This is a genomic window from Priestia koreensis (assembly GCF_022646885.1).
Classification (GTDB): domain Bacteria; phylum Bacillota; class Bacilli; order Bacillales; family Bacillaceae_H; genus Bacillus_AG; species Bacillus_AG koreensis_A.
In genome coordinates, this window is sequence record NZ_CP061868.1 from 4,173,667 (window position 1) to 4,197,475 (window position 23,809).

The 23,809-nt window shown below is 41.1% G+C and carries 26 protein-coding genes, 1 tRNA gene and 1 pseudogene; 1 reads left to right on the forward strand and 27 read right to left on the reverse strand.

What is annotated here, in order from left to right; genetic code table 11:
• Window positions 1-38: 38 nt before the first annotated feature.
• From gap to IE339_RS21950, 6 genes are all read right to left on the reverse strand, one after another.
• Entirely contained in the window at window positions 39-1,046 is a 1,008-nt protein-coding gene (gene gap, locus IE339_RS21925; RefSeq protein ID WP_053403566.1) for a type I glyceraldehyde-3-phosphate dehydrogenase, read from the reverse strand.
• A 31-nt stretch (window positions 1,047-1,077) separates the two neighbouring features.
• Window positions 1,078-2,115, reverse strand: a complete 1,038-nt coding sequence (locus IE339_RS21930) for a sugar-binding transcriptional regulator (RefSeq protein ID WP_242171327.1) — start codon at window positions 2,113-2,115, stop codon at window positions 1,078-1,080.
• A 146-nt stretch (window positions 2,116-2,261) separates the two neighbouring features.
• On the reverse strand, window positions 2,262-2,498 hold the full coding sequence (locus tag IE339_RS21935; RefSeq protein WP_242171330.1) for a glutaredoxin family protein: 237 nt from the start codon (window positions 2,496-2,498) through the stop codon (window positions 2,262-2,264).
• A 13-nt stretch (window positions 2,499-2,511) separates the two neighbouring features.
• Window positions 2,512-3,810: an RNA polymerase factor sigma-54 gene (gene rpoN, locus IE339_RS21940; protein ID WP_242171339.1), complete on the reverse strand. Its 1,299-nt coding sequence runs from the start codon at window positions 3,808-3,810 to the stop codon at window positions 2,512-2,514.
• A 284-nt stretch (window positions 3,811-4,094) separates the two neighbouring features.
• Window positions 4,095-4,967 carry a hypothetical protein gene (locus tag IE339_RS21945; protein WP_242171342.1) on the reverse strand — a complete coding sequence of 291 codons (873 nt, stop codon included), beginning with the start codon at window positions 4,965-4,967 and terminating at the stop codon, window positions 4,095-4,097.
• A 259-nt stretch (window positions 4,968-5,226) separates the two neighbouring features.
• Window positions 5,227-5,298: transfer RNA gene (locus tag IE339_RS21950), tRNA-Arg, on the reverse strand.
• A 358-nt stretch (window positions 5,299-5,656) separates the two neighbouring features.
• On the opposite strand from IE339_RS21950, the gene clpP reads away from it, so the two are divergent.
• Complete coding sequence (gene clpP, locus IE339_RS21955; RefSeq protein WP_053403571.1) at window positions 5,657-6,253, forward strand: ATP-dependent Clp endopeptidase proteolytic subunit ClpP; 597 nt, start codon at window positions 5,657-5,659, stop codon at window positions 6,251-6,253.
• A gap of 42 nt (window positions 6,254-6,295) precedes the next feature.
• Here the strand turns inward: clpP and IE339_RS21960 are convergent, their stop codons facing one another.
• From IE339_RS21960 to IE339_RS22060, 21 genes and pseudogenes are all read right to left on the reverse strand, one after another.
• Window positions 6,296-6,553, reverse strand: a complete 258-nt coding sequence (locus IE339_RS21960) for an HPr family phosphocarrier protein (RefSeq protein ID WP_242171345.1) — start codon at window positions 6,551-6,553, stop codon at window positions 6,296-6,298.
• A 132-nt stretch (window positions 6,554-6,685) separates the two neighbouring features.
• Entirely contained in the window at window positions 6,686-7,630 is a 945-nt protein-coding gene (gene whiA, locus IE339_RS21965) for a DNA-binding protein WhiA (RefSeq protein ID WP_242171355.1), read from the reverse strand.
• 39 nt (window positions 7,631-7,669) lie between these two features.
• The gene (locus tag IE339_RS21970) at window positions 7,670-8,674 is read right to left on the reverse strand and encodes a gluconeogenesis factor YvcK family protein (protein ID WP_242171360.1); all 1,005 of its coding nucleotides are present in this window, start codon (window positions 8,672-8,674) and stop codon (window positions 7,670-7,672) included.
• A complete protein-coding gene (gene rapZ / locus IE339_RS21975; protein ID WP_242171372.1) occupies window positions 8,671-9,564 on the reverse strand; it encodes an RNase adapter RapZ in 894 nt (297 codons plus the stop codon). The genes IE339_RS21970 and rapZ overlap by 4 nt, the downstream gene beginning before the upstream one ends.
• Before the next feature lie 114 nt (window positions 9,565-9,678).
• Entirely contained in the window at window positions 9,679-10,137 is a 459-nt protein-coding gene (locus tag IE339_RS21980) for an 8-oxo-dGTP diphosphatase (protein WP_242171375.1), read from the reverse strand.
• A 357-nt stretch (window positions 10,138-10,494) separates the two neighbouring features.
• A pseudogene (trxB, locus tag IE339_RS21985) lies at window positions 10,495-11,454 on the reverse strand (thioredoxin-disulfide reductase); the annotation flags it as partial.
• A 155-nt stretch (window positions 11,455-11,609) separates the two neighbouring features.
• The gene (locus tag IE339_RS21990; RefSeq protein WP_242171391.1) at window positions 11,610-13,082 is read right to left on the reverse strand and encodes a tetratricopeptide repeat protein; all 1,473 of its coding nucleotides are present in this window, start codon (window positions 13,080-13,082) and stop codon (window positions 11,610-11,612) included.
• A 139-nt stretch (window positions 13,083-13,221) separates the two neighbouring features.
• Window positions 13,222-13,845, reverse strand: a complete 624-nt coding sequence (gene hisIE / locus IE339_RS21995) for a bifunctional phosphoribosyl-AMP cyclohydrolase/phosphoribosyl-ATP diphosphatase HisIE (RefSeq protein ID WP_242171405.1) — start codon at window positions 13,843-13,845, stop codon at window positions 13,222-13,224.
• A complete protein-coding gene (gene hisF / locus IE339_RS22000) occupies window positions 13,842-14,600 on the reverse strand; it encodes an imidazole glycerol phosphate synthase subunit HisF (protein WP_242171408.1) in 759 nt (252 codons plus the stop codon). The genes hisIE and hisF overlap by 4 nt, the downstream gene beginning before the upstream one ends.
• Entirely contained in the window at window positions 14,597-15,331 is a 735-nt protein-coding gene (gene hisA, locus IE339_RS22005; RefSeq protein WP_242171410.1) for a 1-(5-phosphoribosyl)-5-[(5-phosphoribosylamino)methylideneamino]imidazole-4-carboxamide isomerase, read from the reverse strand. Before hisA ends, hisF begins: the two co-directional genes overlap by 4 nt.
• Window positions 15,324-15,965: an imidazole glycerol phosphate synthase subunit HisH gene (gene hisH, locus IE339_RS22010; RefSeq protein ID WP_242171429.1), complete on the reverse strand. Its 642-nt coding sequence runs from the start codon at window positions 15,963-15,965 to the stop codon at window positions 15,324-15,326. Before hisH ends, hisA begins: the two co-directional genes overlap by 8 nt.
• A complete protein-coding gene (gene hisB, locus IE339_RS22015; RefSeq protein ID WP_242176280.1) occupies window positions 15,966-16,553 on the reverse strand; it encodes an imidazoleglycerol-phosphate dehydratase HisB in 588 nt (195 codons plus the stop codon). It abuts the gene before it with no gap.
• Window positions 16,554-16,566: 13 nt separating this feature from the next.
• Window positions 16,567-17,844 carry a histidinol dehydrogenase gene (gene hisD, locus IE339_RS22020; RefSeq protein ID WP_242171436.1) on the reverse strand — a complete coding sequence of 426 codons (1,278 nt, stop codon included), beginning with the start codon at window positions 17,842-17,844 and terminating at the stop codon, window positions 16,567-16,569.
• Window positions 17,845-17,858: 14 nt separating this feature from the next.
• Window positions 17,859-18,491, reverse strand: coding sequence for an ATP phosphoribosyltransferase (hisG, locus tag IE339_RS22025; RefSeq protein ID WP_053403585.1), 633 nt, complete (start codon window positions 18,489-18,491; stop codon window positions 17,859-17,861).
• Window positions 18,488-19,672 (reverse strand): ATP phosphoribosyltransferase regulatory subunit, encoded by a 1,185-nt coding sequence (locus tag IE339_RS22030; RefSeq protein WP_242171439.1) that lies wholly within the window; start codon window positions 19,670-19,672, stop codon window positions 18,488-18,490. The genes hisG and IE339_RS22030 overlap by 4 nt, the downstream gene beginning before the upstream one ends.
• Before the next feature lie 187 nt (window positions 19,673-19,859).
• Entirely contained in the window at window positions 19,860-20,405 is a 546-nt protein-coding gene (locus IE339_RS22035; protein WP_242171442.1) for an acyltransferase, read from the reverse strand.
• A complete protein-coding gene (ppaX, locus tag IE339_RS22040) occupies window positions 20,402-21,049 on the reverse strand; it encodes a pyrophosphatase PpaX (RefSeq protein WP_242171445.1) in 648 nt (215 codons plus the stop codon). The genes IE339_RS22035 and ppaX overlap by 4 nt, the downstream gene beginning before the upstream one ends.
• A 146-nt stretch (window positions 21,050-21,195) precedes the next feature.
• Entirely contained in the window at window positions 21,196-22,008 is an 813-nt protein-coding gene (gene lgt / locus IE339_RS22045) for a prolipoprotein diacylglyceryl transferase (protein ID WP_242171451.1), read from the reverse strand.
• Window positions 22,009-22,088: 80 nt separating this feature from the next.
• Entirely contained in the window at window positions 22,089-23,033 is a 945-nt protein-coding gene (gene hprK / locus IE339_RS22050) for an HPr(Ser) kinase/phosphatase (protein WP_053403589.1), read from the reverse strand.
• Window positions 23,034-23,241: 208 nt separating this feature from the next.
• Window positions 23,242-23,613, reverse strand: coding sequence for a phage holin family protein (locus IE339_RS22055; RefSeq protein WP_053403590.1), 372 nt, complete (start codon window positions 23,611-23,613; stop codon window positions 23,242-23,244).
• 1 nt (window position 23,614) lies between these two features.
• Entirely contained in the window at window positions 23,615-23,806 is a 192-nt protein-coding gene (locus IE339_RS22060; RefSeq protein WP_053403591.1) for a PspC domain-containing protein, read from the reverse strand.
• Window positions 23,807-23,809 lie beyond the last annotated feature (3 nt).

Genomic DNA, 23,809 nt, shown 5'->3' on the forward strand with positions numbered 1-23,809 from the left:
CACGATGTGCTCCTAGATGTATGCTTCTCTGTTAAGAATTAAAGTCCTTTAGAAGCGATGTAGTCAACTAGGTCAACAACGCGGTTAGAGTAACCACTTTCGTTGTCATACCAAGAGATAACTTTAACCATGCTATCTTCCATTACCATTGTAGATAATGCATCGATAGTAGAAGAGTTAGCGTTACCGTTGTAGTCACCAGATACTAGTGGCTCTTCGCTGTAACCAAGGATTCCTTTAAGATCACCTTCAGCTGCTTCTTTAAGAGCTGCGTTTACTTCTTCAACTGTTACGTTTTTGTCTAGTTCAGCAACTAAGTCTACTAGAGAAACGTTTGGAGTTGGAACACGCATAGCTCCACCGTTTAATTTACCTTTTAATTCAGGTAATACTAGAGATACTGCTTTAGCAGCACCAGTAGTTGTTGGGATGATGTTTTCAGCTGCTGCACGAGCACGACGGTAATCTTTATGAGGTAAGTCTAAGATTTGTTGGTCGTTTGTGTAAGAGTGAACAGTTGTCATCATACCACGTTTGATACCGAATTTATCGTTTAATACTTTAGCGAATGGCGCTAAGCAGTTTGTAGTACAAGAAGCGTTAGAAATTACATCGTGGCTTGCTGCATCGTATTTATCATGGTTTACACCCATAACGATTGTGATGTCTTCATCAGTTGCAGGAGCAGAGATGATAACTTTTTTAGCACCAGCTTCTAAGTGTTTTGCAGCGTCTGCACGTTTAGTGAAGAAACCAGTAGATTCTACTACTACTTCTACTCCACGGTCAGCCCAAGCTAATTTAGCTGGGTCGCGCTCAGCAGATACTTGAATTGTTTTTCCATCAACGATTAGATTGTTTCCATCTACAGAAACCTCAGCATCTAATTTGCCGTGAACAGAATCATATTTTAAAAGATGAGCTAACATGTTAGCATCTGTTAAGTCATTAACCGCTACTACGTCCACGTTAGGATTTTTTAATGCTGCACGGAATACGTTACGACCGATACGGCCAAAACCATTAATACCAATTTTTACTGCCATGATAATTTCCTCCTTGAAAAGTGAGTAATTTTTATATATCAGGGATAATATCCCCTACTAACTGTTTTGCGGCACCTTCATCGGTAATTAATATCGAATCATGTGCTTGTTTCATAAACGCTCGGATCGCTTTTGCTTTTGATGACCCACCGGCTACGGCAATAACACACTTATTATTCTGTAAATCGTCTAGTTGTATGCCAACTGTTTTTACTTTGTGAACAATATTGCCTTCTTGGTCAAAATAATAACCAAATGCCTCACCTACCGCGTGGCCTTCCTCAATTTTCGCTAAATCTGAATCAGACGTTTGACGGCGTGCTGCCATTGTCATCGCGTCTCCAATTCCATGAACAACCATATCGGCTGATTTAATCATGCGAATCGTCTCCCGAATGGAAGGTTCAGTTATAATTGAGCGATATGCCTCGTCGCTTAGCTGATCTGGAATATGTAGCAGGCGATAGTTCGATGAGAACTTGTCAGCCATTTTCGCACAAATCGTGTTTGCTTGATTTTCTACATGCTCTCCTAGTCCACCACGTGCGGGAACAAACAGCGTATCACGATCTTTTCGGTCTGGAATCATCATCTCCGCTACAGAAGCGAGCGTTGTTCCACCTGTAACAGCAACGATATTTTTTTTGCCAATGAGACGCTCTTTTATACATCCGGCACATGCTCTTCCCATTTCTTTTTTGACCCAAGGTGACTGATCACTATCACCAGAGACCACAATGACACGAGAAATACCAAGTGCTTTCTGTATTGTTGTTTCCAATAAACGCTGTCCTGAAACTTCTTTCATAATATCTTCTAATTGTGAAAGGAGCATTTCGCCTTCTGTCGTTAGCGTCATACCAGATGTTTTGATATCAATTAAATTCTGCTCATTCAGAAAAGTTACTTCGCTTCGTAGCACACGTTCAGTTACTTCCAAACTGCTTGCTAAGTTTCTTCTTCCGATTGGTTGCATGAACCGTATGTACTGCAAAATTTGATATCGCTTCTGCATGACCGATAGAAGCTCAGGCACTAATTTTTGTTGAATGTTTAAAAGCGAATACATTAACAATTCCCCTTAAGGTACAAATAGAGTTGGACATTTTTTGTCCCGTATAGACATATTATGTCCCACCTACTGCAAAAAAAATTCACCCTGTTACGAAACTTATTTTAACAGGAGTGAAGACGTTATTCAACTAATACATCACGTTATTTTAAAAGTAAACGCTTTCTTATTTTTTTAGCGTCAATTATCCCAAAATCTACCTCTTCTCCGTTTATTTCCACCACCGGAATCATGATTTGATACTTCTCTAAAAGAGCGTCATCTTCATAGATATCGATCAGTGTATACGTAAAGGGATATTCTTTTTTTAATTCCTCTAATAAATCAATTGCTTTGTCACATAGCGAACATGTTTCTTTTGTATAGACGACGATTTCCACTCTGCTTCCCCCTCTAACAAACATACACTTTCCGCTGTGAAGACGGTAAAATATGAAGCTCATCGCGATACTTCGCTACCGTTCTTCGAGAAACCGACATGTTATACGCTTCCTTCAGCAGTTTGGTAAGCTGTTGATCTGATAACGGCTTTTGTCTATTTTCATTCGCAATAAGCGTTTGCATGGCCTCTTTAATCTGTGCAGAAGAGGATGCCTCTCCATCTTCTGATACTCGACTATTAAAAAAAACGTTCATTTCATAGGTCCCAAAAGATGTTTCAACATATTTATTGCGGATTGCTCTACTGATAGTTGATTCATGGACGCCTATTTTGTCCGCAAGTTGCTTCATTGTCAGTGGTTTCATATAAGCCATTCCATTAGAGAAGAAGGCTTCCTGCTCTATCAACAGTGCCTCCATAATAAGTTGAAGCGTTTGCTTCCTCGTATTTAAGCTTTTCATAATCCACTGCAATTCCCGCTGCTTGTCTTCTAAATAAGCCTTCGCTTCCGTGCTTCTGCTTTCAGCTAATACGTTCATATACTGTTGATTTAATCGAATCGTAAAATCTGTTTCAGCGTTCATGTGAACATCATAGCGATCAGCTACTTTTTTCACGATAAAGTCAGGCGTAATATAACGATGACGTTCATTTGAATATTGTAATCCAGGTCGCGGGTTCAAATGGATGATTTGGTCATTAATTTCTTGAATATCTCCCGTGGTCACATTCAGTTCTCGACTAAGCTTCTCCCATTTCTTTAGCGCAAATGCCTCAAAGTGGTCTTTAAGCAACTGAAGTGCAAGCGGCGTTTCCTGTTTCTTTCTCTTTAATTGAATCCACAAGCATTCAGATAAGTTTCGCGCTCCGACTCCACTAGGCTCTAACTGCTGAAGCGTTTTAAGACTGCTTTTGACAATTTCTCGGTCTTTTCCTAGAACCTCACTGACATGCTCAATATCCTCATCAAGATATCCGTACTCATTTAAACTATAAATAAGGTATGTAATAATAAGCTCCTCTTCAGAAGAAATAGGCAGGAAATGAAGCTGAGAAATTAAATGCTCCTGTAACGATTCATAGTCATCTCTTAATTGATCAAATTCAATGGACGGTTTCATCGAATGACGATCACTTTTTAAAGATGTCGAACCAAGCTCTTGAAAATCCATTAGCGGATTTTGCATTGCTTGTTCTTGTAGAAAAGTTAGAATCTCTGTATATGAATATTGAAGCAGTGATATAGCCTGTGAAAGCTCCTTGCTCATCACTACACGCAATGATTGGGTTTGAAATAAACCTACTTCCATGTGTCTCTCCCCTCTGATGCCACAACGTGGAACGTAACCTTTTTCAGTACACCTGTTTTAAAACGCTTACATTGGTACCTATATTTTACTATAAAACGTTACATTCGAAAACATTTGTGTAAAGGAAGCTGACTACCAAAAATTTTCACTTTTCATTTTAAATGGATTTGTTATACTTTCACCATACGAACAAGCGTCGTATCTACTATTGATTTTTGTCCAGCTTCGGCAGGCTGGACTTTTTACATAAAAAAGCAGCCCTCGCGTTGAGAACTGCTTTTTTCTTATTTTACTTGAATGGTTTTAGCCATTTCTAAATATGCCGGTAGCTCGTCATTTGCGGAAGACGTGTAGATGCTTAATAGTAACGGGCTTTTACCCTGAATAAGGATCATTCTCACGTTATCCTCTCCCGTCGATGCTTCGTACCATGTTGCGTCTTTAAATGCTGGCTTTTGGGCATTATCCGTGATCTTTTTCGCTTCTGAGCTAATTGCTTCCGCGCTCTCTTTCATATTCGCTTCAGCTTGTTCAAGTGTAACATCGCTTGGCAGTACCTCCACACGCATAAACGAATGGGAGTCTTTAATATTAGCAATGCTATCTTTTCCTGGCTCTTCCTCTAGCAAATCGTAGTTTTCAAGAACATAGAGTGAATAAGGTTGATTTGTGCTTTCTTTCAACATCGCATCTTTTTGTACAGCTTGTCCATTTTCTTCAACCGTTAATTTCTTCTCTGGCACACGAACGGTTGTGTCGCTCGATGTTGCTTGATCTTCTTTTTCTTCTGTTGCGTTGTCTTCTGCAGATGTCGTAGAACTATCATCTTTACCTACCTCATCCGTTGATGAAGCAGTAGAGTCGTCTGTCTTTGTGGAAGTAGCGTCATCTGTTTTTGTAGAAGCAGCGCTATCCTTAGCAGTCGAATCATCTGCTGAGTCTTTTCCCTCTGTACCTGATTCTGTATCAGATGTTGCATCTGTTGTTTCGGACTTTTCTTCCGTCTTTTTCGTATCCGTTGAATCATTCTTCGCTACGCTTTCTTCTTTTTTATCCGAAGTTGTCGTTTTGTCTGATCCCTCATTAGTCGTTCCACAAGCGGAAAGAACGAAAGCGAGCGCCGCACTGAGCATGAGCATTTTGCTTACATATTTCATTATTTTTCCTCCTAAGTTGTTCTTTTCCTTCTATAACTGTTGTAAATCATAGCGGGGAATTAAGCAAGAGATTCTAAAGTCTTATTCGCTCCTCTCGCGCTAGCTGTGCAGAGAAGCTGGAGCTCTTTTTTGAAAAAAGGTACTTTTTTCTTATAGCGCTCTCTCTTCTAGTTATCGTTTATTTTCATGTTTTTTACAGTGTTTTTCTAAATTAAGGAATAAAAAAAGTCGTTGCTACAAATGTAACAACGACTCGGTACGCCCTCGACAGGATTCGAACCCACCCTAAGAGAACCGGAATCTCTTGTGCTATCCACTACACTACGAGGGCAAAAAATCACTCTACCCTTAATTATAGGTAATTCCACAACATTTTTCAAGCGATATTGCCGAATTTTGGCTTCAAAAGCCTTGATTCATCACACTTCTCGACAGAATTTGACGCAGAGTGCTATTATTCTTTATATCCTTTCCTTCCAGTAGAAATAGATGTTCCTAGCTTTCTTGGGAGCCGGGTTTAAATTTCAATTGTTGGGGGAAAAATTGAAATTATGTACGCGTAAGAAAAGGAATATCATAAAATCATATGGAATATGTTTAAAGGGAAATCCTTTCGTTTGACCTTCCCTGACCTTATGTGTATTATTAAGGATACATAACAAAAATTTTTATTTAGAGGAGGAATTTACATGAATTTAATTCCTACAGTTATTGAACAAACCAACCGTGGTGAACGTGCATACGACATCTACTCTCGTTTATTAAAAGATCGTATTATCATGCTTGGTAGCGCTATTGATGACAACGTAGCAAATTCAATTGTTTCTCAGCTTTTATTCTTGGCTGCTGAAGATCCAGAAAAAGATATCTCTTTATACATTAACAGCCCAGGTGGTTCTATTACAGCTGGTATGGCAATCTATGACACGATGCAATTCATTAAGCCAAAGGTTTCAACAATCTGCATCGGTATGGCTGCTTCAATGGGTGCTTTCTTACTTGCAGCTGGTGAAAAAGGCAAACGATTTGCTTTACCAAACAGTGAAGTAATGATTCACCAACCACTAGGTGGGGCACAAGGTCAAGCAACGGAAATTGAAATTGCGGCAAAACGCATTTTATTCCTACGCGAAAAACTAAACCAAATTCTATCTGAACGTACAGGTCAACCAATCGAAGTTATTGGCCGTGATACAGACCGTGATAACTTCATGACGGCTGAGCGTGCAGTAGAATATGGATTAATCGACCGCATCATGACAAGCGATCCTACACAAACAGTATAATAAGCTGAAAAAAAGTGCATTCTCTGGAATGCACTTTTTTATTTAGCCTTCTTTTTGCACGTAGTTTACTAGCGCTTCAATTGCTTCTTCTTCGTCTGCTCCATCGGCAATTAACGTAATTTCAGAGCCTGAATAAACAGCTAAGCTCATTAACCCCATAATGCTCTTGGCGTTTACTTTTTTACCTTCCTTCTCTAAAAACACGTCTGATGAAAAACGATTTGCTTCTTGTACGAATAGTGCAGCCGGCCTTGCTTGTAAACCCGTTTTTAATAGAACTTCTACCTTTTTTTCGACCATTGCTTCATTCCTCCTTTTTTCACTCTTCTTTTTTATATAGATTCCCTGCAAATGAGATAAACCCTCTCAACAAAATGCATATTTGATCTATACAAAATTTATCCCTTTTGTTTGTTGTCTTAAGCATCGTATTTATGAAATCGTTTGACCTGCTCGTAAACGATCGGCAATTTCATCGATTTTACGAAGACGATGATTAATCCCTGATTTACTGATCGGACCTCCTGAAAGCATTTCTCCGAGTTCTTTCAGCGTTACATCTTGATATTCAACACGTAAACGCGCAATTTCTCGAAGCTTATCAGGAAGTACGTCTAGCCCCACGGTTCCTTGAATATATTCAATGTTTTCAACCTGTCGAAGGGCCGCTCCAATCGTTTTGTTCAGGTTAGCTGTTTCACAATTTACGAGACGATTAACCGAGTTTCTCATATCCCTCACAATTCGAACATCTTCAAATCGTAGCAGTGCACTATGCGCACCAATAATACTGAGAAATTCAGTAATTTTTTCTGCTTCCTTCAAATACGTAATGAAGCCTTTTTTACGCTCTAGCGTTTTGCTGTTTAACTGAAACGTATTCATCAGCTCACATAACGACGTATTGTGCTCTTCATATAAGGAAAAAATCTCGACATGATATGAAGATGTTTCCGGATTGTTAATGGAACCCCCTGCTAAAAACGCTCCTCTTAAGTAAGAACGTTTGCAGCATTTCTTTTTAACCAAGTCCTCTGAAATATCATGTATAAACGTGAAATCCTGGTTTACGATTCGTAAATCTTCAAGAATCACGCGCGCTTTTTCCATTAATCGAACGATATAGACATTGTTCTTTTTCAGTCTCATTTTCTTCCGAACGAGTAGCTCGACTGAAACATCATAGCTTTTTTTGAGCAATACATAGATACGACGTGCAATAGCTGCATTTTCCGTTTGAACGTCTACCACTACTTTTCGATTAGAAAAGGAGAGAGAACCATTCATCCGAATCAGTGCTGATAGCTCCGCTTTCGCACAGCAATCCTTTGACTCTAAGTTCGTTAATTCCTTTTTGGTTTCTGAAGCAAAAGACAACTTCCCACCTCCGTTCCCGTACTAAAAATCGTACGCCTGTCACTCTGTTATGAAATCGTCATGACTAGGATTATACTTCTCTCCTAATAAATCGAGTAGCAACAACGCTACTTTTTTCGTGTCATGGCGAATAATGTGTCCATCATATTGAACAATATGTTCCGCGATCACTTCTAACCCCAACTTCTTCAATTCCTCTTCATCAAGCTCTACTGGCGTAGCGTTCTCTTCCTCGTATTTGCGCTTCACGATGTTTGGTACAGGAGCACTATTGACGATTACACTCGTCAAAAACGGTTCTGGCAAATGATCATACAATGCTTTAATATGATCAGCTGCTGTGTAATTAGAGGTTTCTCCTGCTTGTGTCATAATATTGCACACGTACACCTTCTTCGCATCGGATTTACAAAGTTCTTCTCCGATTTTTGGGACAAGTAAATTAGGGAGAATGCTTGTATACAAGCTTCCGGGACCAAAAACAATGAGGTCAGCACGACGAATCGCCTTTAACGTCTCAGCTAGAGGTTTAATGTCAGGAGGAGATAAAAATACTCGCTTAATCTGCTTGTTCGCTTCTGGAATTTTTGACTCACCTGTTATAATCGTTCCATCCTCCATTTCAGCGTGTAAAACCACGCTTCGATTTGCGGATGGAATAACCTTACCACGCACGTTTAGTACTTTACTCATTTCACGAATGGCATGCATAAAGTCTCCTGTGATGGAGGTCATGGCTGCTAAAAATAAATTCCCTACAGAATGACCGGTTAGCTCATTTCCCGTTTCAAAACGATGCTGAAATAACTCTTCTACAAGAGGCTCTACATCTGATAACGCAGTCAATACATTTCGAATGTCTCCGGGAGCTGGAATTTCCAGCTCATCACGAAGTCTTCCTGAGCTTCCCCCGTCATCTGCGACAGTCACAATGGCAGTAATATCAATTGGATAATTTTTTAATCCTCTCAACAGCACCGACAATCCAGTGCCACCGCCAATGACTACTACTTTAGGTATTACGCGCTCACTGCCGGCAGTCATCGCTTCGTTTCCTTTCTCCTCTCAATATCTCGATGTGAAATATGAGTATTGTATTCTGTCTCAAAGTGATGGCCAATATGTTCTGCGAGCGTAACAGAGCGATGTTGACCTCCCGTACAACCGATTGCCACTACAAGCTGACTTTTTCCTTCTCGCTTGTAATGTGGTAGCATAAATGCTAACAAATCGATTGTTTTTTCAATAAACTTTTGTGTCTCATTCCACTTTAAAACGTATGAAGACACTTCTTCCTCTAATCCCGTTTTAGGACGCATATGGTCTATATAATGTGGGTTAGGTAGAAAACGCACATCAAATACTAGATCAGCATCAATCGGCAGTCCATATTTAAAGCCAAAAGACATCACATTTACTGAAAATACTTCCCCCGCATTAGAAGAAAACTGCTTTAAGATTTTCTCTCGAAGCTCCCGAGGCTTCAAGTCGGATGTATCAAGAATTAGCTGTGCGCGTCCCTTCAAATCCTCTAAAAGCGCTCGTTCGTTTTCAATGCCTTCTAATGGAAGACCTGTTGGTGAAAGCGGGTGAGATCGTCTCGTTTCTTTGTAGCGAGAGACGAGGACGGAATCTTTGGCATCTAAAAATAAAATTTGCGGTGAAATCCACGTCGTCTCCGCAATATTATCTAGCGCCGCTAACAAGCTTTCGAAGAAATCACGGCCTCTTAAATCCATGACAAGCGCGACTTGGTTCATTTTATTTCCGGACTCTTTCATTAACTCTAGAAATTTAGGCAGCAGTGTTGGAGGAAGGTTATCTACGCAAAAATAACCTAAGTCCTCTAAGCTTTGAATTGCGACTGTTTTCCCAGCACCTGACATGCCCGTTATAATGACTAATTTAATATCGTTTACAGCACCAACACTCATTCTTGTCTCCCCCTAATAAACGAAACCTTCCTTACAAATAAGGCGGCTTCAGTTTTCTATACCTCTAACGGCTTCATGCCCTCTTACGGTAAGAATAAGCGTATTTACATCCTGTTAAGTTGGATCTATTCGATAGGCTAGCAGCTCAAAGTCTGTTGTATACGTAAAGTTTCCATAGATAACGCCGCTTCCCTTTGCCACATAATCAATAATATGATAATCCCCTGGGGCCATCGGAAGCTCGCTAACATCCTCAAGCTCATGCCATGACAGCTTACCTTCTTCAGATTCTAGCACATTTGTCCCATCAAAATCTGTAGCAAAAAAAGTAAACATCATCCATTCAGAAACGACTTGATCGTTTTCTTTCATTGTAAACGTAAAAATTCCTTTTACCGTCGGATTTTTTAAGTAAATTCCCGTTTCCTCACGATACTCCCGCACAACGGTATCTTTAACAGATTCCCCTTGCTCCATTTTCCCGCCTGGGGCCACCCACCAGTTGCGTCGGGGTTTTTGAAGCAATAACACTTTGTTATCTTTTACTAATACACAGTTTGTGACCCTTTGCATCTTATTCACCTCACGAATATACACGTTTATCATTTATTATACTACGAATAAACAACTCGCTACAATGAACGCGAACTAAGTAGAGGGGATTTCGTGCCTGTCCCTTTTATTCTCTACATGAGCTCACCGCCCATCGACTTGTTGAATACGTTCTATTGTATTGTATGAGTTTAAACCTCATTCAATCTCTGGATTCTTCGTTTCCTCTAAAAAATCCCCATTTTAACGCAAAAAAAAGGAGCACAGGCGCACCTGTACTCAAAGACATATATTTTATAAAAGGGGGTCAATTACTATCTTTATAATACCCCATCTATATTTCATCCGTGTTACAGGAGAATTAAAACATAATTACGTTTATTTTGCTACTTTTAATTCTTCCATTAATTCTTCTACATAGTGTTGAGCTGCTTGTGCCGCAATGCTTCCGTCACCTGTTGCTGTTACGATTTGGCGAAGTGATTTCTCACGAACGTCTCCAGCTGCAAAAATTCCTGGTACGCGTGTTTCCATCAATTCATTTGTTTCAATGTAGCCTTCGTCGTTCGTAATGTTTAAGCCTTCAAACGGTTTTGTAAGTGGCACCATTCCAATGTAAACGAACACGCCGTCTGCTTTAAATTCTTTTTCTTCCCCGTTTTCTGTGCTAACAAGCGTTACGCTGCCTACTTTTCCATCTTGTTCGTGGATTTCTTTGATTGTATGATTCCAAATGAAATCAACTTTTTCATTGTCAAATGCACGTTGTTGAAGGATTTTTTGGGCACGAAGCTCATCGCGACGGTGAACGATTGTTACTTTTGAAGCGAAGCGAGTTAAGTACACGCCTTCTTCTACCGCTGAGTCTCCGCCACCGATAACCACAAGCTCACGGTTTTTAAAGAACGCACCGTCACACACTGCACAGTAAGATACACCGCGTCCGCCTAGTTCTTTCTCGCCAGGAACACCAATTTTTTTGTACTCAGCACCTGTTGAGATAATAACAGCGCGCGTTTTGTATTCTTTGCTTCCTGCACGAACCGTTTTAAATTCTTTTCCGTCTACGATTTCTTTAATATCGCCATATGCATACTCAGCACCAAATTTCTTCGCGTGTTCAAACATTTTGTTTGATAAATCCGGTCCTAAAATATGATCATAACCTGGGTAGTTTTCTACTTCTTCTGTGTTTGCCATTTGGCCACCAGGTACTCCGCGCTCAATCATTAATGTTGATAAATTAGCACGAGACGTATATACAGCAGCAGTCATCCCTGCAGGACCTGCGCCGATAATAATGACATCATAAATTTTTTCTTCTGTCATTGAATGTACACTCCTTTTAACATCACTATAAGATCTTTATTACATCAAAAGCATTTGCTTGCTTCATTCGATTCAAAATGAAGTTCAGCATTTTCAGCTAGAACGTTTAAGTTTAACTACAATTATATGGTATAAAGAATTGGTACTAACGTCTATTTTTTTGCTCATTCAAGCAAGCTATTCACGACTTTAACATATTTTCCAATCGTGGACGTCGACATCCCGTAAGAATCAGCGATTTCTGCTTGTGATACTTTTTTCTCTTTCACGTATTTACGCCACATATAGTTAATCGCCGCTGCCCAACCTTTCGCATTTACAATTGGTATTTCTTTTTTAAATGCCTTTACATACAAGTGTGACCAAAATGACAATAGAAAATAACTATCTTCACTTTCCGTAAGGCCTAGATACTGAACGACTTCAGCACCTGGATGAGTTCCTCTTGCCATAAGCTCCTTGTACACAGCCGTCAACAGCTGATCGTCTTTCATCTCCGCTTCATAAGGGGAGAGAAGATGACTTAAATCACCGTTTAAAAAAGACGTTAAAAACAAGCCACATAACTGCTCTGATTGCTTGTCGCTTGAAAGGTTCTCATGAATTTGTTGCTTTAACGCCACTGGGTCTAGCTGAATTTTCGCATCAACTCGGTTCCAAGGCTCTAGCCCCTCTTTATCAGGCATCTCTTCTAATACACGTTTCCAGATGCTTTTCGCGAACTTTTCGTTTCCTGTAAAATAAGCAGCGCTTGAAAGCCAGTAATAAAAAGAAGCATCTCCCTCGTAGCCATGCTTGTAAAGCAAGCGAAGACAACGATACGCGTACTCATATTTTCCGATCAACGCAAAGGTTGCACCTAGCTTGTAGCGATGCTCAACGATCATTGGGGTAATAGGTGCTAATTGTTCAGCTAACGCATTCATTTCCTCTGTTTGCTGACAGTAGTAATGGAAGATGAGCTGATTACATAAAGCATGAATATTACCCGGGTTTTTCTCTAATACCATTTCTAGAATACTCATCGCTTCTTCTAGATGATCTAAATAAAAATGAGCAAGCGCTAAATTATTATATGCCGACCAAAATTCAGGGTAGTCTTCAATAACACCATTTAACACGGTAATTGCTTCTTCGAACTTCGCTTGTTCTAAAAGACGCTTTGCCTCTTCTTGCTTAATAATTAAATCATCTTCATAAGCCGATTCTACATCATCATCTTCGACCTCAATGGATAATAAATCCAATAATTCTTCCGTTTCTTCCTTAAATTCACCCTCTGGATCTGCTTCTAAGTAACGCTGTGCGTATTTTGCGGACTCTTGAAACAACCCAAGATGAGCATAGTTATTTGCAATTAAGTAGTGACACTCTATGGCATCATTTTCTACATCTATATCAAGTAAGAGTTGGTTAGACTGTTGGTATTCCCCTAACTCCGTTAGGACGACAGAATACTCAAGCATAATGGATGTATCATCAGGCTTCAGACGATGGGCACGTTGAAAATACTTTTTCGCTTTCACTAAGTCGTGGTTTTGGTAGGCTTTTACACCTTTTTTATAGTAAAAGTCACCGGCTTGCTTAAATAACACGACCTGTGCTTTTTCTGTTTTTAGATTAGAGTCTTTTCCCATTCAGTCCTCCACAATCAATAATTTTGACGTTGGTAGTATACCATATTTACCAATGCGAATGACACACATTGTAGAGAATTTCAAAAAATTAGGGCAGAGCTCATAGCGCTAAAAACGCGGTGATGCTCTACCCTTTTTCTTATTTATGACGTTTATTTAAAACAGCGATGACTTCATCGAGAGGCAATTTTTGTTCACGAAGCAGAACAAGCACGTGATAAAATAAATCCGCGACCTCCCACTTAAGCTCCTCAGGATCACGATTTTTTGCTGCAATGATCACTTCTGACGCTTCTTCGCCGACTTTTTTAAGAATTTTATCGACGCCTTTTTCAAAAAGATACGTCGTATAAGCGCCTTCTGGCATTTCCGCCTCGCGTTCTGCGATTACTGTCTCTAACGTACTTAGGATTTCAAATCGATCTGCAGAAGGCGTTGATTGAACACCTGTTAGCGTCTCATTAAAGCAGCTGTAAGCTCCCGTATGACAAGCGGGGCCGTCTGGATTTACTCTTACTAGAAGAGAATCCGCATCGCAGTCGTATGACATGCTGACAATCTTTTGCGTATTACCAGACGTTGCACCTTTGTGCCAAAGCTCTTGACGAGAGCGGCTGTAAAACCAGGTCTCACCTGTCTCGACGGATTTTTCTAATGACTCTTTGTTCATATAAGCAAGCGTTAGTACCTCTTTACTGCCCGCATCTTGTACGATTGCTGGTACTAGTCCCTGTGCATCAAATTTAATGGCTTCTATGTTCATCGAACTAACACTCCTTGTTGTTTGGCATACGCTTTAATTTCTTTCACAGATGTTTCTTTGTAATGGAAGATCGAAGCAGCAAGTGCCGCATCAGCTTGACCTTCTTCAAAAGCATCCACGAAATGCTGGCCGTTTCCTGCTCCTCCTGATGCAATAACAGGAACGGTCACCGCTTCGCTTACCGCTTTGGTGAGCGGGAGGTTGAAACCATTTTTAGCGCCGTCTTGATCCATACTTGTCAGAAGGATTTCACCTGCGCCGCGCTTCACCACTTCTTTTGCCCATTCCACAACTTCCCACTCCGTTGCGTTACGGCCGCCATGCGTATACACGCGCCACGATCCTAATTCGGGATCATACTTCGCATCAATGGCAACAACGATGCACTGTGAGCCGAAGAAATCTGCTCCCTCCGTAATTAAAGATGGGTTTAGCACAGCAGCTGTGTTGAGCGAAACCTTATCGGCACCTGCACGAAGCATGCGCTTCATATCTTCTACTTCATTAATCCCTCCACCTACTGTAAAAGGAATTGCAAGCTGACTTGCTACCTCTTCGACGACGTGAACCATCGTTTTACGGCCTTCATGAGAAGCTGAAATATCTAAAAAGACGAGCTCATCTGCTCCTTCTTCATCATAAAACTTGGCTAACTCAACAGGATCACCTGCGTCTCGTAGCTCAACAAACTGAACTCCCTTCACAACGCGTCCTTCTTTTACATCTAAGCATGGAATAATTCGTTTCGTAATCATGCCTTCACCTCTTGAAGCGCTTCTTTCACCGTAAACTTATTTGTGTAAAGAGCCTTCCCGACAATCGATCCAGCTACGCCTTTACCGCTATATTCCTTCAGAGCAGTTAAGTCTGCTAGTCCACTAATTCCACCAGAGGCAATAACCTGCTTTCCTGTCGCTTCTGCCATCTCGACAATCCCCTGAACGTTTGGGCCTGATAGCATTCCGTCTGTTGCAATATCGGTAAAAATAAACGTCTCCGCACCGGCTGCCGCAAGCTCTTTCCCTAGATCTGTCGCTTTAATGGTAGATGTTTCTGTCCAGCCTTCTGTTGCTACATATCCGTCCCTTGCGTCAATGCCGATTGCAATTTTCTCACCGTATGTAGCAAGCATCTTTTTCACAAACGCAGGATCAGCAATGGCCGCACTGCCTAAAATGACGCGGTCAATACCTGCGTTTAAGTAATATGCCACGTCCTCTTCTGTACGAATACCTCCGCCAATTTGAACCTTGACTGGAAGCGTCTCTTTTACTTTTAGCACGTATTCATCATTCACGCGTTTTTTCGCCTTTGCTCCGTCTAAATCGACCATGTGAATCCACTCTGCTCCCTCGTCGGCAAACAGCTTTGCCATATCAACCGGTGAATCACCATAGACCGTTTCTTGATCATAATCTCCTTGTAATAAGCGCACACACTTTCCGCCGCGCATATCAATCGCTGGATAAATCGTAAAATTACTCATCACGATTTCCTCCTTCCTCAACAAAGTTTGCGTAATTGCGTAAGATGCTCATTCCTAGATGGCTGCTTTTCTCGGGATGAAACTGCGTGCCAAATACGTGACCTTTTCCGACTACAGCTGGAACATCAACGTCATAGGAGCTTGTCGCGATCACTTCTTCTTGTTGTGTACCAGTCGCATAATAAGAATGCACAAAGTATACGTGCCCTGGGTCCATTTGCTTTAAAAGTGGTGAAGACTGTTGAAAGTCTAGTACATTCCACCCCATGTGAGGAACCTTATAGCGCTCACCGGATTCTGTCACACCTTTGAATCTAGCAACTCGTCCTGCTAATAATCCTAATCCAGACGTTAATCCATTTTCATCGCTTTCTTCATATAAAAGCTGCATGCCTAAGCAAATGCCTAGGATCGGTTTCCCTGCCTTTACTTCAGATTGAATGAAACTCGTTAATCCCTGGTTGTTCAAGGCTTCCATCGCATCCTTGAAGGAACCAACGCCAGGAAGAATATAGCCCTTTGCTTTTTGAAGCTCTTCAGGATTTTCTGAAATAAAATAGTCGTACTCTAGGCGCTCAAGCGCTTTACTCACGCTATATAAATTCCCCATTCCATAATCAATAATCCCGATCATTTATAACATTCCTTTCGTTGATGGAACTCCTTTGATACGCGGATCAACCGTTGTGGCTTCGTCCAGTGCTCGTGCCATTGCTTTAAATACGGCTTCAATAATGTGATGGGTATTGCGGCCATAGTGAATAATGACGTGCAGATTCATACGTGCCTCTAACGCAAACTTCCATAGAAACTCATGAACAAGCTCTGTATCAAACGTCCCGACCCGACTTGAAGGAATGTCACCGCGAATTTCAAAATGCGGACGGTTGCTTAAATCCACAACCACTTGCGCAAGAGCATCATCCATTGGTACAAACGCGTTTCCGTAGCGCTTAATTCCTTTCTTGTCTCCTAACGCCTCTTTTAATGCCTGACCTAAACAAATTCCGATATCTTCTGTTGTGTGGTGATCATCAATCTCCACATCACCTTTTGCATCTAAATTCAAATTAAACTGACCGTGCTTTGTGAACAAATCAAGCATATGATCTAAAAAAGGCACTCCCGTTTCAAGCTCTGCTTGACCCTCTCCATCGATTGCCAGTGTTAAATCAATATTCGTTTCGTTTGTTTTGCGTGCAATACGTGCCTCTCTCATTATGTTCGTTCTCCCTTCAGTTCGTATCTTTTTTAAAGCGTGACTCAACCGCTCGTGCATGGGCTTCTAACCCTTCTAAGCGAGCAAACGCAGCAATTTTATGGGCATTCTCTTCTAATGCTTTTTGGCTATAAGAAATGATGCTTGATTTTTTGACAAATGTATCAACAGATAACGGACTTGAGAACTTCGCCGTACCGTTTGTTGGTAGTACGTGGTTAGGCCCGGCAAAATAATCACCGACCGGTTCAGAGCTATAGCGACCTAAGAAGATCGCGCCTGCATGTTTGATACGACCTAAAATCTCCATTGGATTCTCGGTTACTACTTCTAAATGTTCAGGTGCTAAGCTGTTTACGGCATCAATTGCTTCAGCCATCGTTTCCGTTACGTATATAGCACCGTAGTCACGAATGGATGCCTCCACGATCTCTTTACGCGGCAAGCGGCTCGTCTGTTCTTCTACTTCAAGCGCGACAGCTTCTGCTAGTTCCATTGAAGTCGTGACGAGAACGCTTGAAGCTCGTGCATCGTGCTCTGCTTGTGACAACAAATCAGCTGCTACTTCATTGGCATAAGCCGTTTCGTCAGCTAATACGACAATTTCACTTGGGCCGGCAATCGAATCAATGTCGACTAACCCAAACACTTCCCGCTTCGCCAACGCGACAAAAATGTTTCCTGGGCCAACGATTTTATCTACCGGCTGAATTGTTTCTGTTCCATACGCAAGAGCCGCAACAGCCTGTGCGCCTCCTACTTTGTAAATCTCTTCTACTCCGAGCTCTGTAGCCGCTACAACCACTCCAGCAGGTAGTTTTCCATTTTTTTGCGGCGGCGATACCATCACGATTCTCTCCACACCTGCTACTTGCGCAGGAATTACGTTCATTAAGACAGAGGATGGATAAGCTGCTAACCCACCCGGAACATATACCCCTACTGCGTCAAGAGGCGTCACCTTCTGACCTAGCATCGTCCCGTCTTCTTTTGTCACCATCCATGATTGCTGTACCATACGAAGGTGATAATCACGAATGTTGTCCGCTGCCTCGCGAATAATGGCAAGCATTTGCTCGTCTACTTCTTCGTATGCTGCTTGCTTTTCCTCATCGCTAACAAGAAGCGTAGATATCGTCACCTGATCAAATTTTTCCGTATACGCATGAAGCGCAGCATCTCCTTCACGCTTCACCGCTTCTAGAATGGATAAAACAGCTTCTCGCTGCTGCTCGTTCCCTTGATCAATCGATCGCTTTAAGCTTACTGAACTTGATATTTTCTCGATTTTCACTCGTTACACCTCCGTCACATGTTCTCAACAACCGTCGTTAAGCGGTTCACCATATCATCAATTCGTTCATCTTTTAAACGATAGCTCACTGGATTTACAATTAGGCGGGACGTAATGTCCTCGATGTGCTCAAGCTCAACGAGTCCATTTTCGATAAGGGTTCGGCCTGTCGAAACAATGTCCACGATGCGATCGGCTAGACCGATGATAGGTCCTAGCTCAATTGATCCGTTAAGCGGAATAATTTCGACCTGCTCTCCCTGCTGACGAAAATACGTCGATGCTACGTTTGGATATTTCGTTGCTACCTTTTTCGCTACTTCAGACGCCTGTCCGTTTGCTAATCCTGCTACAGCTAAGTGACATTTACTAATTTTTAAGTCGAGGACTTCGTAGACATCTCTCTCTTCTTCTAATAAAACATCTTTTCCTGCAATCCCTAGATCGGCTACGCCGTACTCAACATATGTTGCAACATCCATTGGCTTGGCAAGGATGAAGCGAATGTTTTCTTCGGGAACGTCTACGATAAGTTTTCTTGAGTCATCGAATTCCTGTGGTAGCTGAAAATTTGCTTTTCGTAGCAAATCAGCTGCTTCTTCAAAAATTCTTCCCTTTGGCATCGCAATTGTTAACACTTCGCTCATGATTGATCCTCCTTGCCGTTTCGTCCAATTAAATAGGTGACATCTTCAAAAGCCTTTGTAAATGTATCAATATCCTCCACGCCGCTAACCTCTTGCATCACGATCATCTCTCCGCGCTGACGCTTCTCGGTTGCGAGTGCTAGTGCTTCTCCTAAACGCTCTTGGCTATATAAAATACACGCTCTTTCTTTTTGCTGAAATGCGTCTTTCCCCAAAGCTTCTAACAGGCGATCTAGCTGGATGCCAAATCCTGTCGCTGCCATCGGCGTATCAAATTTCGCTAGCAGCTGATCATAACGACCACCGTTTCCGATTTGAAAACCAACGTTTTCCGCATATACTTCAAACAGAATTCCCGTGTAATAGCTCATATGGCTTACAAGATTAAAATCAATTTTAATTTCTTCCGTTACTCCATATGCATCCAACATGCTCCATAAACGCTGTAGCTCAGAGGCAGCTTTTTTGCCTTCTTCACTTTCGACTAAATCCATTGCTTCAACAATTTTCATTTCGCCACCGCGTAAATTTAATAACTGTAGAAGTCTTTCTTTATCGATAGAGGATAATCCGAGCTTTTGAACATGGTTACGGTATCCTACATAATCCTTTTCATAGAGAAAACGTCTTAGTACGTTCGCTCGTTCTTCGTTCCCGACAATCTCAAGGAACAGTGCATTCACGTAACCAATATGACCAATCGCTACTTTAAAGGACGCTAATCCCGCTCGCTTTAATGCCCCAATCATTAAACTAATGACTTCGGCATCGCTGCTAAGAGACGGATCACCAATCAGCTCCACACCGATTTGTTCAAACTCTGCTGGGCGACCGCCCTCACGCTGCTGTGCACGATATACGTTCGCTTCATAAGCAAGACGCAGTGGAATATTTTTGTGCAGCTTGGATGCTGCGACACGTGCGATTGGGGCCGTCATATCAGGGCGTAACACGAGCGTATGCCCATCTTTATCCAATAATTTAAAAAGCTGTTGATCTAAAATAGAGGAAGCACTGCCAACCGTTTCATAATACTCAAGGGTTGGTGTCGCCATATATTGATAACCCCAGCTGCTAATTTCGGAAGCCACCTGCTCTCGTACGGCTTTTTTATATTCAAATAAATTTGGGAGCGTATCACGCATTCCTAGAGGCTTTTCAAACATAAATAACTTTGACACATCGACACATCCTTTTAAAATTAATATCCGAGTTTATGATAGATAATACTTTAGTTCGGTAACGTATTATCGAAATAACAAATTAAAGTTATTTGTAGTTTACACCCCTTCCGATTGATCGTCAACCAAAAAGAAGTGATTTTTCAGATATCTATTTCCCGTTCTACAATAATAAAAAAACCACAGCTTAGTATTTTCTAAGCTGTGGTTTAACATCCGCATCCTGCTGATTCATATGGGCTTCTAACTCTTCTTTTGTGTAAATTAAACGCATCGGATTACCTCCTACAAAGCAACCCTCTGGCACATCTTTATGAACCAATGTTCCAGCCGAAACAATTGCTCCACTTCCAACTTTCACCCCTGGTAAAATGGTGGAGTTTGCTCCAATCATAACCTCGTCTCCGATTTCAACGTCACCGAGACGATACTCCTTGACCAAATATTCATGAGCAAGAATGGTCGTGTTGTAGCCAATCACCGTGTTGCGCCCAACGCTAATTTTTTCTGGAAACATCACATCCAGCATCACCATAAGCGCAAAGGATGTTTGCTCTCCCACATCCATTCGTAAAAAAGTGCGGTATAGCCAGTTTTTCATTCCTAGAAAAGGCGTGTAGCGGGCAAGCTGAATGACCACAAAGTTTTTAACGACCTTCCAAAACGGCACGGTTTTATAGACGTGCCACAGTGAGTTAGGACCTTCCACAGGATAGCGGGTCGTGTTTCTCACTGCTTGTCTTCTCCTAAAATTTCAATCAAGTCCCGCATATCATCGAATAAATAGGTTGGCTCGAATGAAGCAATGTGCTCTCTTCCTTTTGCACTCCAAGCAACGCCAGCCGTCTGCGTACCAGCATTTTTCCCTGCTAAAATGTCATGGTAGTTGTCTCCTACCATAATCGTTTCTTCTGGCTTTGCATCTAACAATTTCATTGCTTTTTCAACTGGCTCGGGATGTGGTTTCGCATGCTCGACATCGTCAATCGCTACAATTACATCAAAAAATGAATCAAGCTTTGTGAGCTTTAGCCCCATCATAACCGTACGACGAATCTTTGTCGTGACGATACCCATTTTATATCCGTTATCTTTTAACCATTGAACCGTCTCTAGTACGCCTTCAAATTCCGTTACCAAACGGTCATGATTTGCGTGATTGTACTCACGATACGTTTCAATCATCTCTTCCGTTCGTTCTGGATTTAGTCCTGAGAACGATTCATGAAGAGTAGGCCCCATAAAAGGAAGCACGGCTTCACGATCATACTCACCTGGATAGTAATGATTTAACGTGTGTAAAAAGGATGAAATAATTAATTCATTTGTATCAATTAACGTTCCGTCTAAATCAAAAAGAATGGTATTTACACTCATGCTTATGTTCCTTTCTATCTATCAGCTTTTTTCATATGTAGTTCCTTCACAAATAAAGGAAAAAAGGATGCTAGTTCATCAACTAGATGCGTCGAAATATCTTGTATACTGAGCATCCTTTCTTTTATTATTGCCTCTTTTTCACACTATTCTTCCGTGTATTTTTTCTTACTCATTCCCGTCACGCGACGAACGATGATTAAGATAATAGCCACAGCAATTAAGATGAGCGACACAACTTGAGCGATACGCAAGGAATCAGGAAGCATTAAGCTATCCGTACGCATTCCTTCTACAAAATAACGCCCGATGGAGTACCAAATCAGGTACGATAAGAAAAGCTCTCCTCTTCTTAAAGGCGCACGGCGCAGCAAGATTAAAATCACAAATCCCGCTAAATCCCACAGCGACTCATATAAAAACGTCGGATGGCGATACATGCCGTTAATATACATTTGATTAATGATAAAGTCAGGTAAATGGAGGTTTTCAAGAAATGCACGTGAAACAGGATTACCAAACGCTTCTTGGTTCATGAAGTTCCCCCAGCGACCAATCCCTTGTCCCAAAATAATACTCGGGGCTGCGATATCAGCTAAACGCCAAAATGATACTTTGCGAATACGGGAGAACACAATTGCTGTAATGACCGCACCAATTAAGCCTCCGTGAATAGCAATTCCACCCTGCCATATTTTCGGGATTTCATTTAGATGCTGAGAGTAGTAGTCCCACTTAAACGAGACATAGTAAATACGAGCACAAATAATAGCAATTGGCACAGCAAATAAAATCAAATCGATAAACATTTCTTTTGGCAGACCACGCTTTTGACTTTCACGCATGGCAATAAAAAGTCCAAGCAATACACCCACACCAATAATGACTCCATACCAGTAAACGGTAATTGGACCTAGGTGAAGGAACGCACGATCGAGCGGTTGAATCGTTGATTCCAAGTAAATCGCCTCCTTTTATCATAATGTGTGGTGATGAATTGATTTATACAATTCATCACCTTTTATATAAGAACACTTCTTTATCGTTCATCATGATCGACGTGGTCAACATCATCGATTACTGTTGTCAAACGATCAGAAAATTGCTCCGCAGCATTAATTCCCATACGTTTCAGACGGAAATTCATAGATGCTACTTCAATAATAACGGCTAAATTTCGTCCTGGTCGTACAGGTACCGTTAGCTTCGTTACTTCTGTATCAATAATTTTCATTTTTTCTTCATCTAACCCTAAACGATCGTACTGTTTATTTTGATCCCATAGTTCAAGATCAATAATAAGAGAGATACGTTTGTAGCTACGAACGGACCCTGCACCGAATAGCGTCATCACATTAATGATTCCTAGTCCGCGAATTTCAAGCAAATGCTCAATTAATCCAGGCGCATTTCCGACTAATGTGTCCGTGTCTTCTTGGCGAATCTCTACACAATCATCCGCTACAAGACGATGACCTCGCTTCACGAGTTCTAGAGCGGTTTCACTTTTTCCGACGCCGCTTTTCCCCGTGATTAATACACCCACTCCGTACACATCAACCAATACGCCATGAACAGCGGTAGTTGGGGCTAACTTTGTTTCTAAGAAGTTTGTTACATGACTCGATAAACGAGTTGTTTTCATCGTTGATTGCAAAACCGGTACTGATTCACGTTCAGATGCTTCAATTAATTCTTTCGGCACTTCTAAATCTCGAGATACAATAATTGCTGGTGTGATATCTGTACAAAGCTTTTCCATTCGGATCACTTTTTGCTCATCATCTAATCGTTCAAAGAATGTCAGCTCAGTTTTCCCTAAAAGCTGCACACGCTCAGCAGGATAGTAAGCAAAATACCCAGCAATTTCAAGGCCCGGACGAGAAATGTCACTCGTTGGAATCGGGCGATCAATTCCCTCTTCCCCACTAATTAATTTAAGATTGAATTTTTCAATAATATCTTTCGTACGAACTTTCGCCATTCGAAAACCTCCTTTATGATGTAAGCTTCCTTCTATTTAACCCTCTGTTGCGGATGGATGTTTAGTCAATTTTTCGAACAGAGTCCATACTTTTAAAAGGAGTGCCATTTCTGTTCATCCTCTTTATGTAAAAGTACCATTTTATTTTAGCATTATTTGTGAGAGAAGCACAAAAAAACATTCAGCCTCCTTAAGCTGAATGTTTTTCTTACTTTCTTTTCTCCTGAAGCGGATCAATAACAAATTTATAAATAAGCGTCGTTAAAATCGACATAATAACGGCCGCTAGTAAGCCCATACCGAATCCGTCGATATCAAATGAGCTTCCCATGATCCCTTGCGTAATCATCAGCGTAATCGCGTTGATTACAAATAAAAATAGACCAAGTGTTAAAACGGTAACGGGTAACGTTAAAAGCACTAAAATTGGTTTTACAATCAGATTTAAGAAAGACAAAATGATACTCGCAATAATCGCAGCGCCGATACCTGAAAGATGAAACGATTCATCAAAATAACCGGCAATAACGATCAGTACAACTGCGTTCACCAAAATGCTCGTAATCCAACGTACAAACATATTACTTCACCTCTTCATTTGGTACAACAAATATCCAAACTAAATAAATTAATGGAAGAGATCCAACGCTAAATAAAATACCGAGTACGAACAAAATACGAAGAAGTGACGAATCAATCCCTGTGTATTCAGCAATTCCTCCTAGCACTCCGGCTAGCTTTCGATCGGTTTGTGAACGATATAACTTCCTCAATAC

Excerpts from the sequence above, each read along its gene's own strand:
- gap (WP_053403566.1), bottom strand. The coding sequence starts at position 1,046 with ATGGCAGTAAAAATTGGTATTAATGGTTTTGGCCGTATCGGTCGTAAC.
- ppaX (WP_242171445.1), bottom strand. The coding sequence starts at position 21,049 with ATGAGTGTAAATACCATTCTTTTTGATTTAGACGGAACGTTAATTGAT.
- IE339_RS21980 (WP_242171375.1), bottom strand. The coding sequence starts at position 10,137 with ATGCAAAGGGTCACAAACTGTGTATTAGTAAAAGATAACAAAGTGTTA.
- IE339_RS21945 (WP_242171342.1), bottom strand. The coding sequence starts at position 4,967 with ATGAAATATGTAAGCAAAATGCTCATGCTCAGTGCGGCGCTCGCTTTC.
- hisA (WP_242171410.1), bottom strand. The coding sequence starts at position 15,331 with ATGAGTAATTTTACGATTTATCCAGCGATTGATATGCGCGGCGGAAAG.
- hisH (WP_242171429.1), bottom strand. The coding sequence starts at position 15,965 with ATGATCGGGATTATTGATTATGGAATGGGGAATTTATATAGCGTGAGT.
- clpP (WP_053403571.1), top strand. The coding sequence starts at position 5,657 with ATGAATTTAATTCCTACAGTTATTGAACAAACCAACCGTGGTGAACGT.
- IE339_RS21960 (WP_242171345.1), bottom strand. The coding sequence starts at position 6,553 with ATGGTCGAAAAAAAGGTAGAAGTTCTATTAAAAACGGGTTTACAAGCA.
- rpoN (WP_242171339.1), bottom strand. The coding sequence starts at position 3,810 with ATGGAAGTAGGTTTATTTCAAACCCAATCATTGCGTGTAGTGATGAGC.
- IE339_RS22055 (WP_053403590.1), bottom strand. The coding sequence starts at position 23,613 with ATGTTTGTACGTTGGATTACGAGCATTTTGGTGAACGCAGTTGTACTG.
- hprK (WP_053403589.1), bottom strand. The coding sequence starts at position 23,033 with ATGGCGAAAGTTCGTACGAAAGATATTATTGAAAAATTCAATCTTAAA.
- hisF (WP_242171408.1), bottom strand. The coding sequence starts at position 14,600 with ATGATTACGAAACGAATTATTCCATGCTTAGATGTAAAAGAAGGACGC.
- IE339_RS21970 (WP_242171360.1), bottom strand. The coding sequence starts at position 8,674 with ATGACTGCCGGCAGTGAGCGCGTAATACCTAAAGTAGTAGTCATTGGC.
- hisIE (WP_242171405.1), bottom strand. The coding sequence starts at position 13,845 with ATGAACATAGAAGCCATTAAATTTGATGCACAGGGACTAGTACCAGCA.
- IE339_RS21930 (WP_242171327.1), bottom strand. The coding sequence starts at position 2,115 with ATGTATTCGCTTTTAAACATTCAACAAAAATTAGTGCCTGAGCTTCTA.
- hisG (WP_053403585.1), bottom strand. The coding sequence starts at position 18,491 with ATGAGCGAAGTGTTAACAATTGCGATGCCAAAGGGAAGAATTTTTGAA.
- rapZ (WP_242171372.1), bottom strand. The coding sequence starts at position 9,564 with ATGAGTGTTGGTGCTGTAAACGATATTAAATTAGTCATTATAACGGGC.
- IE339_RS21990 (WP_242171391.1), bottom strand. The coding sequence starts at position 13,082 with ATGGGAAAAGACTCTAATCTAAAAACAGAAAAAGCACAGGTCGTGTTA.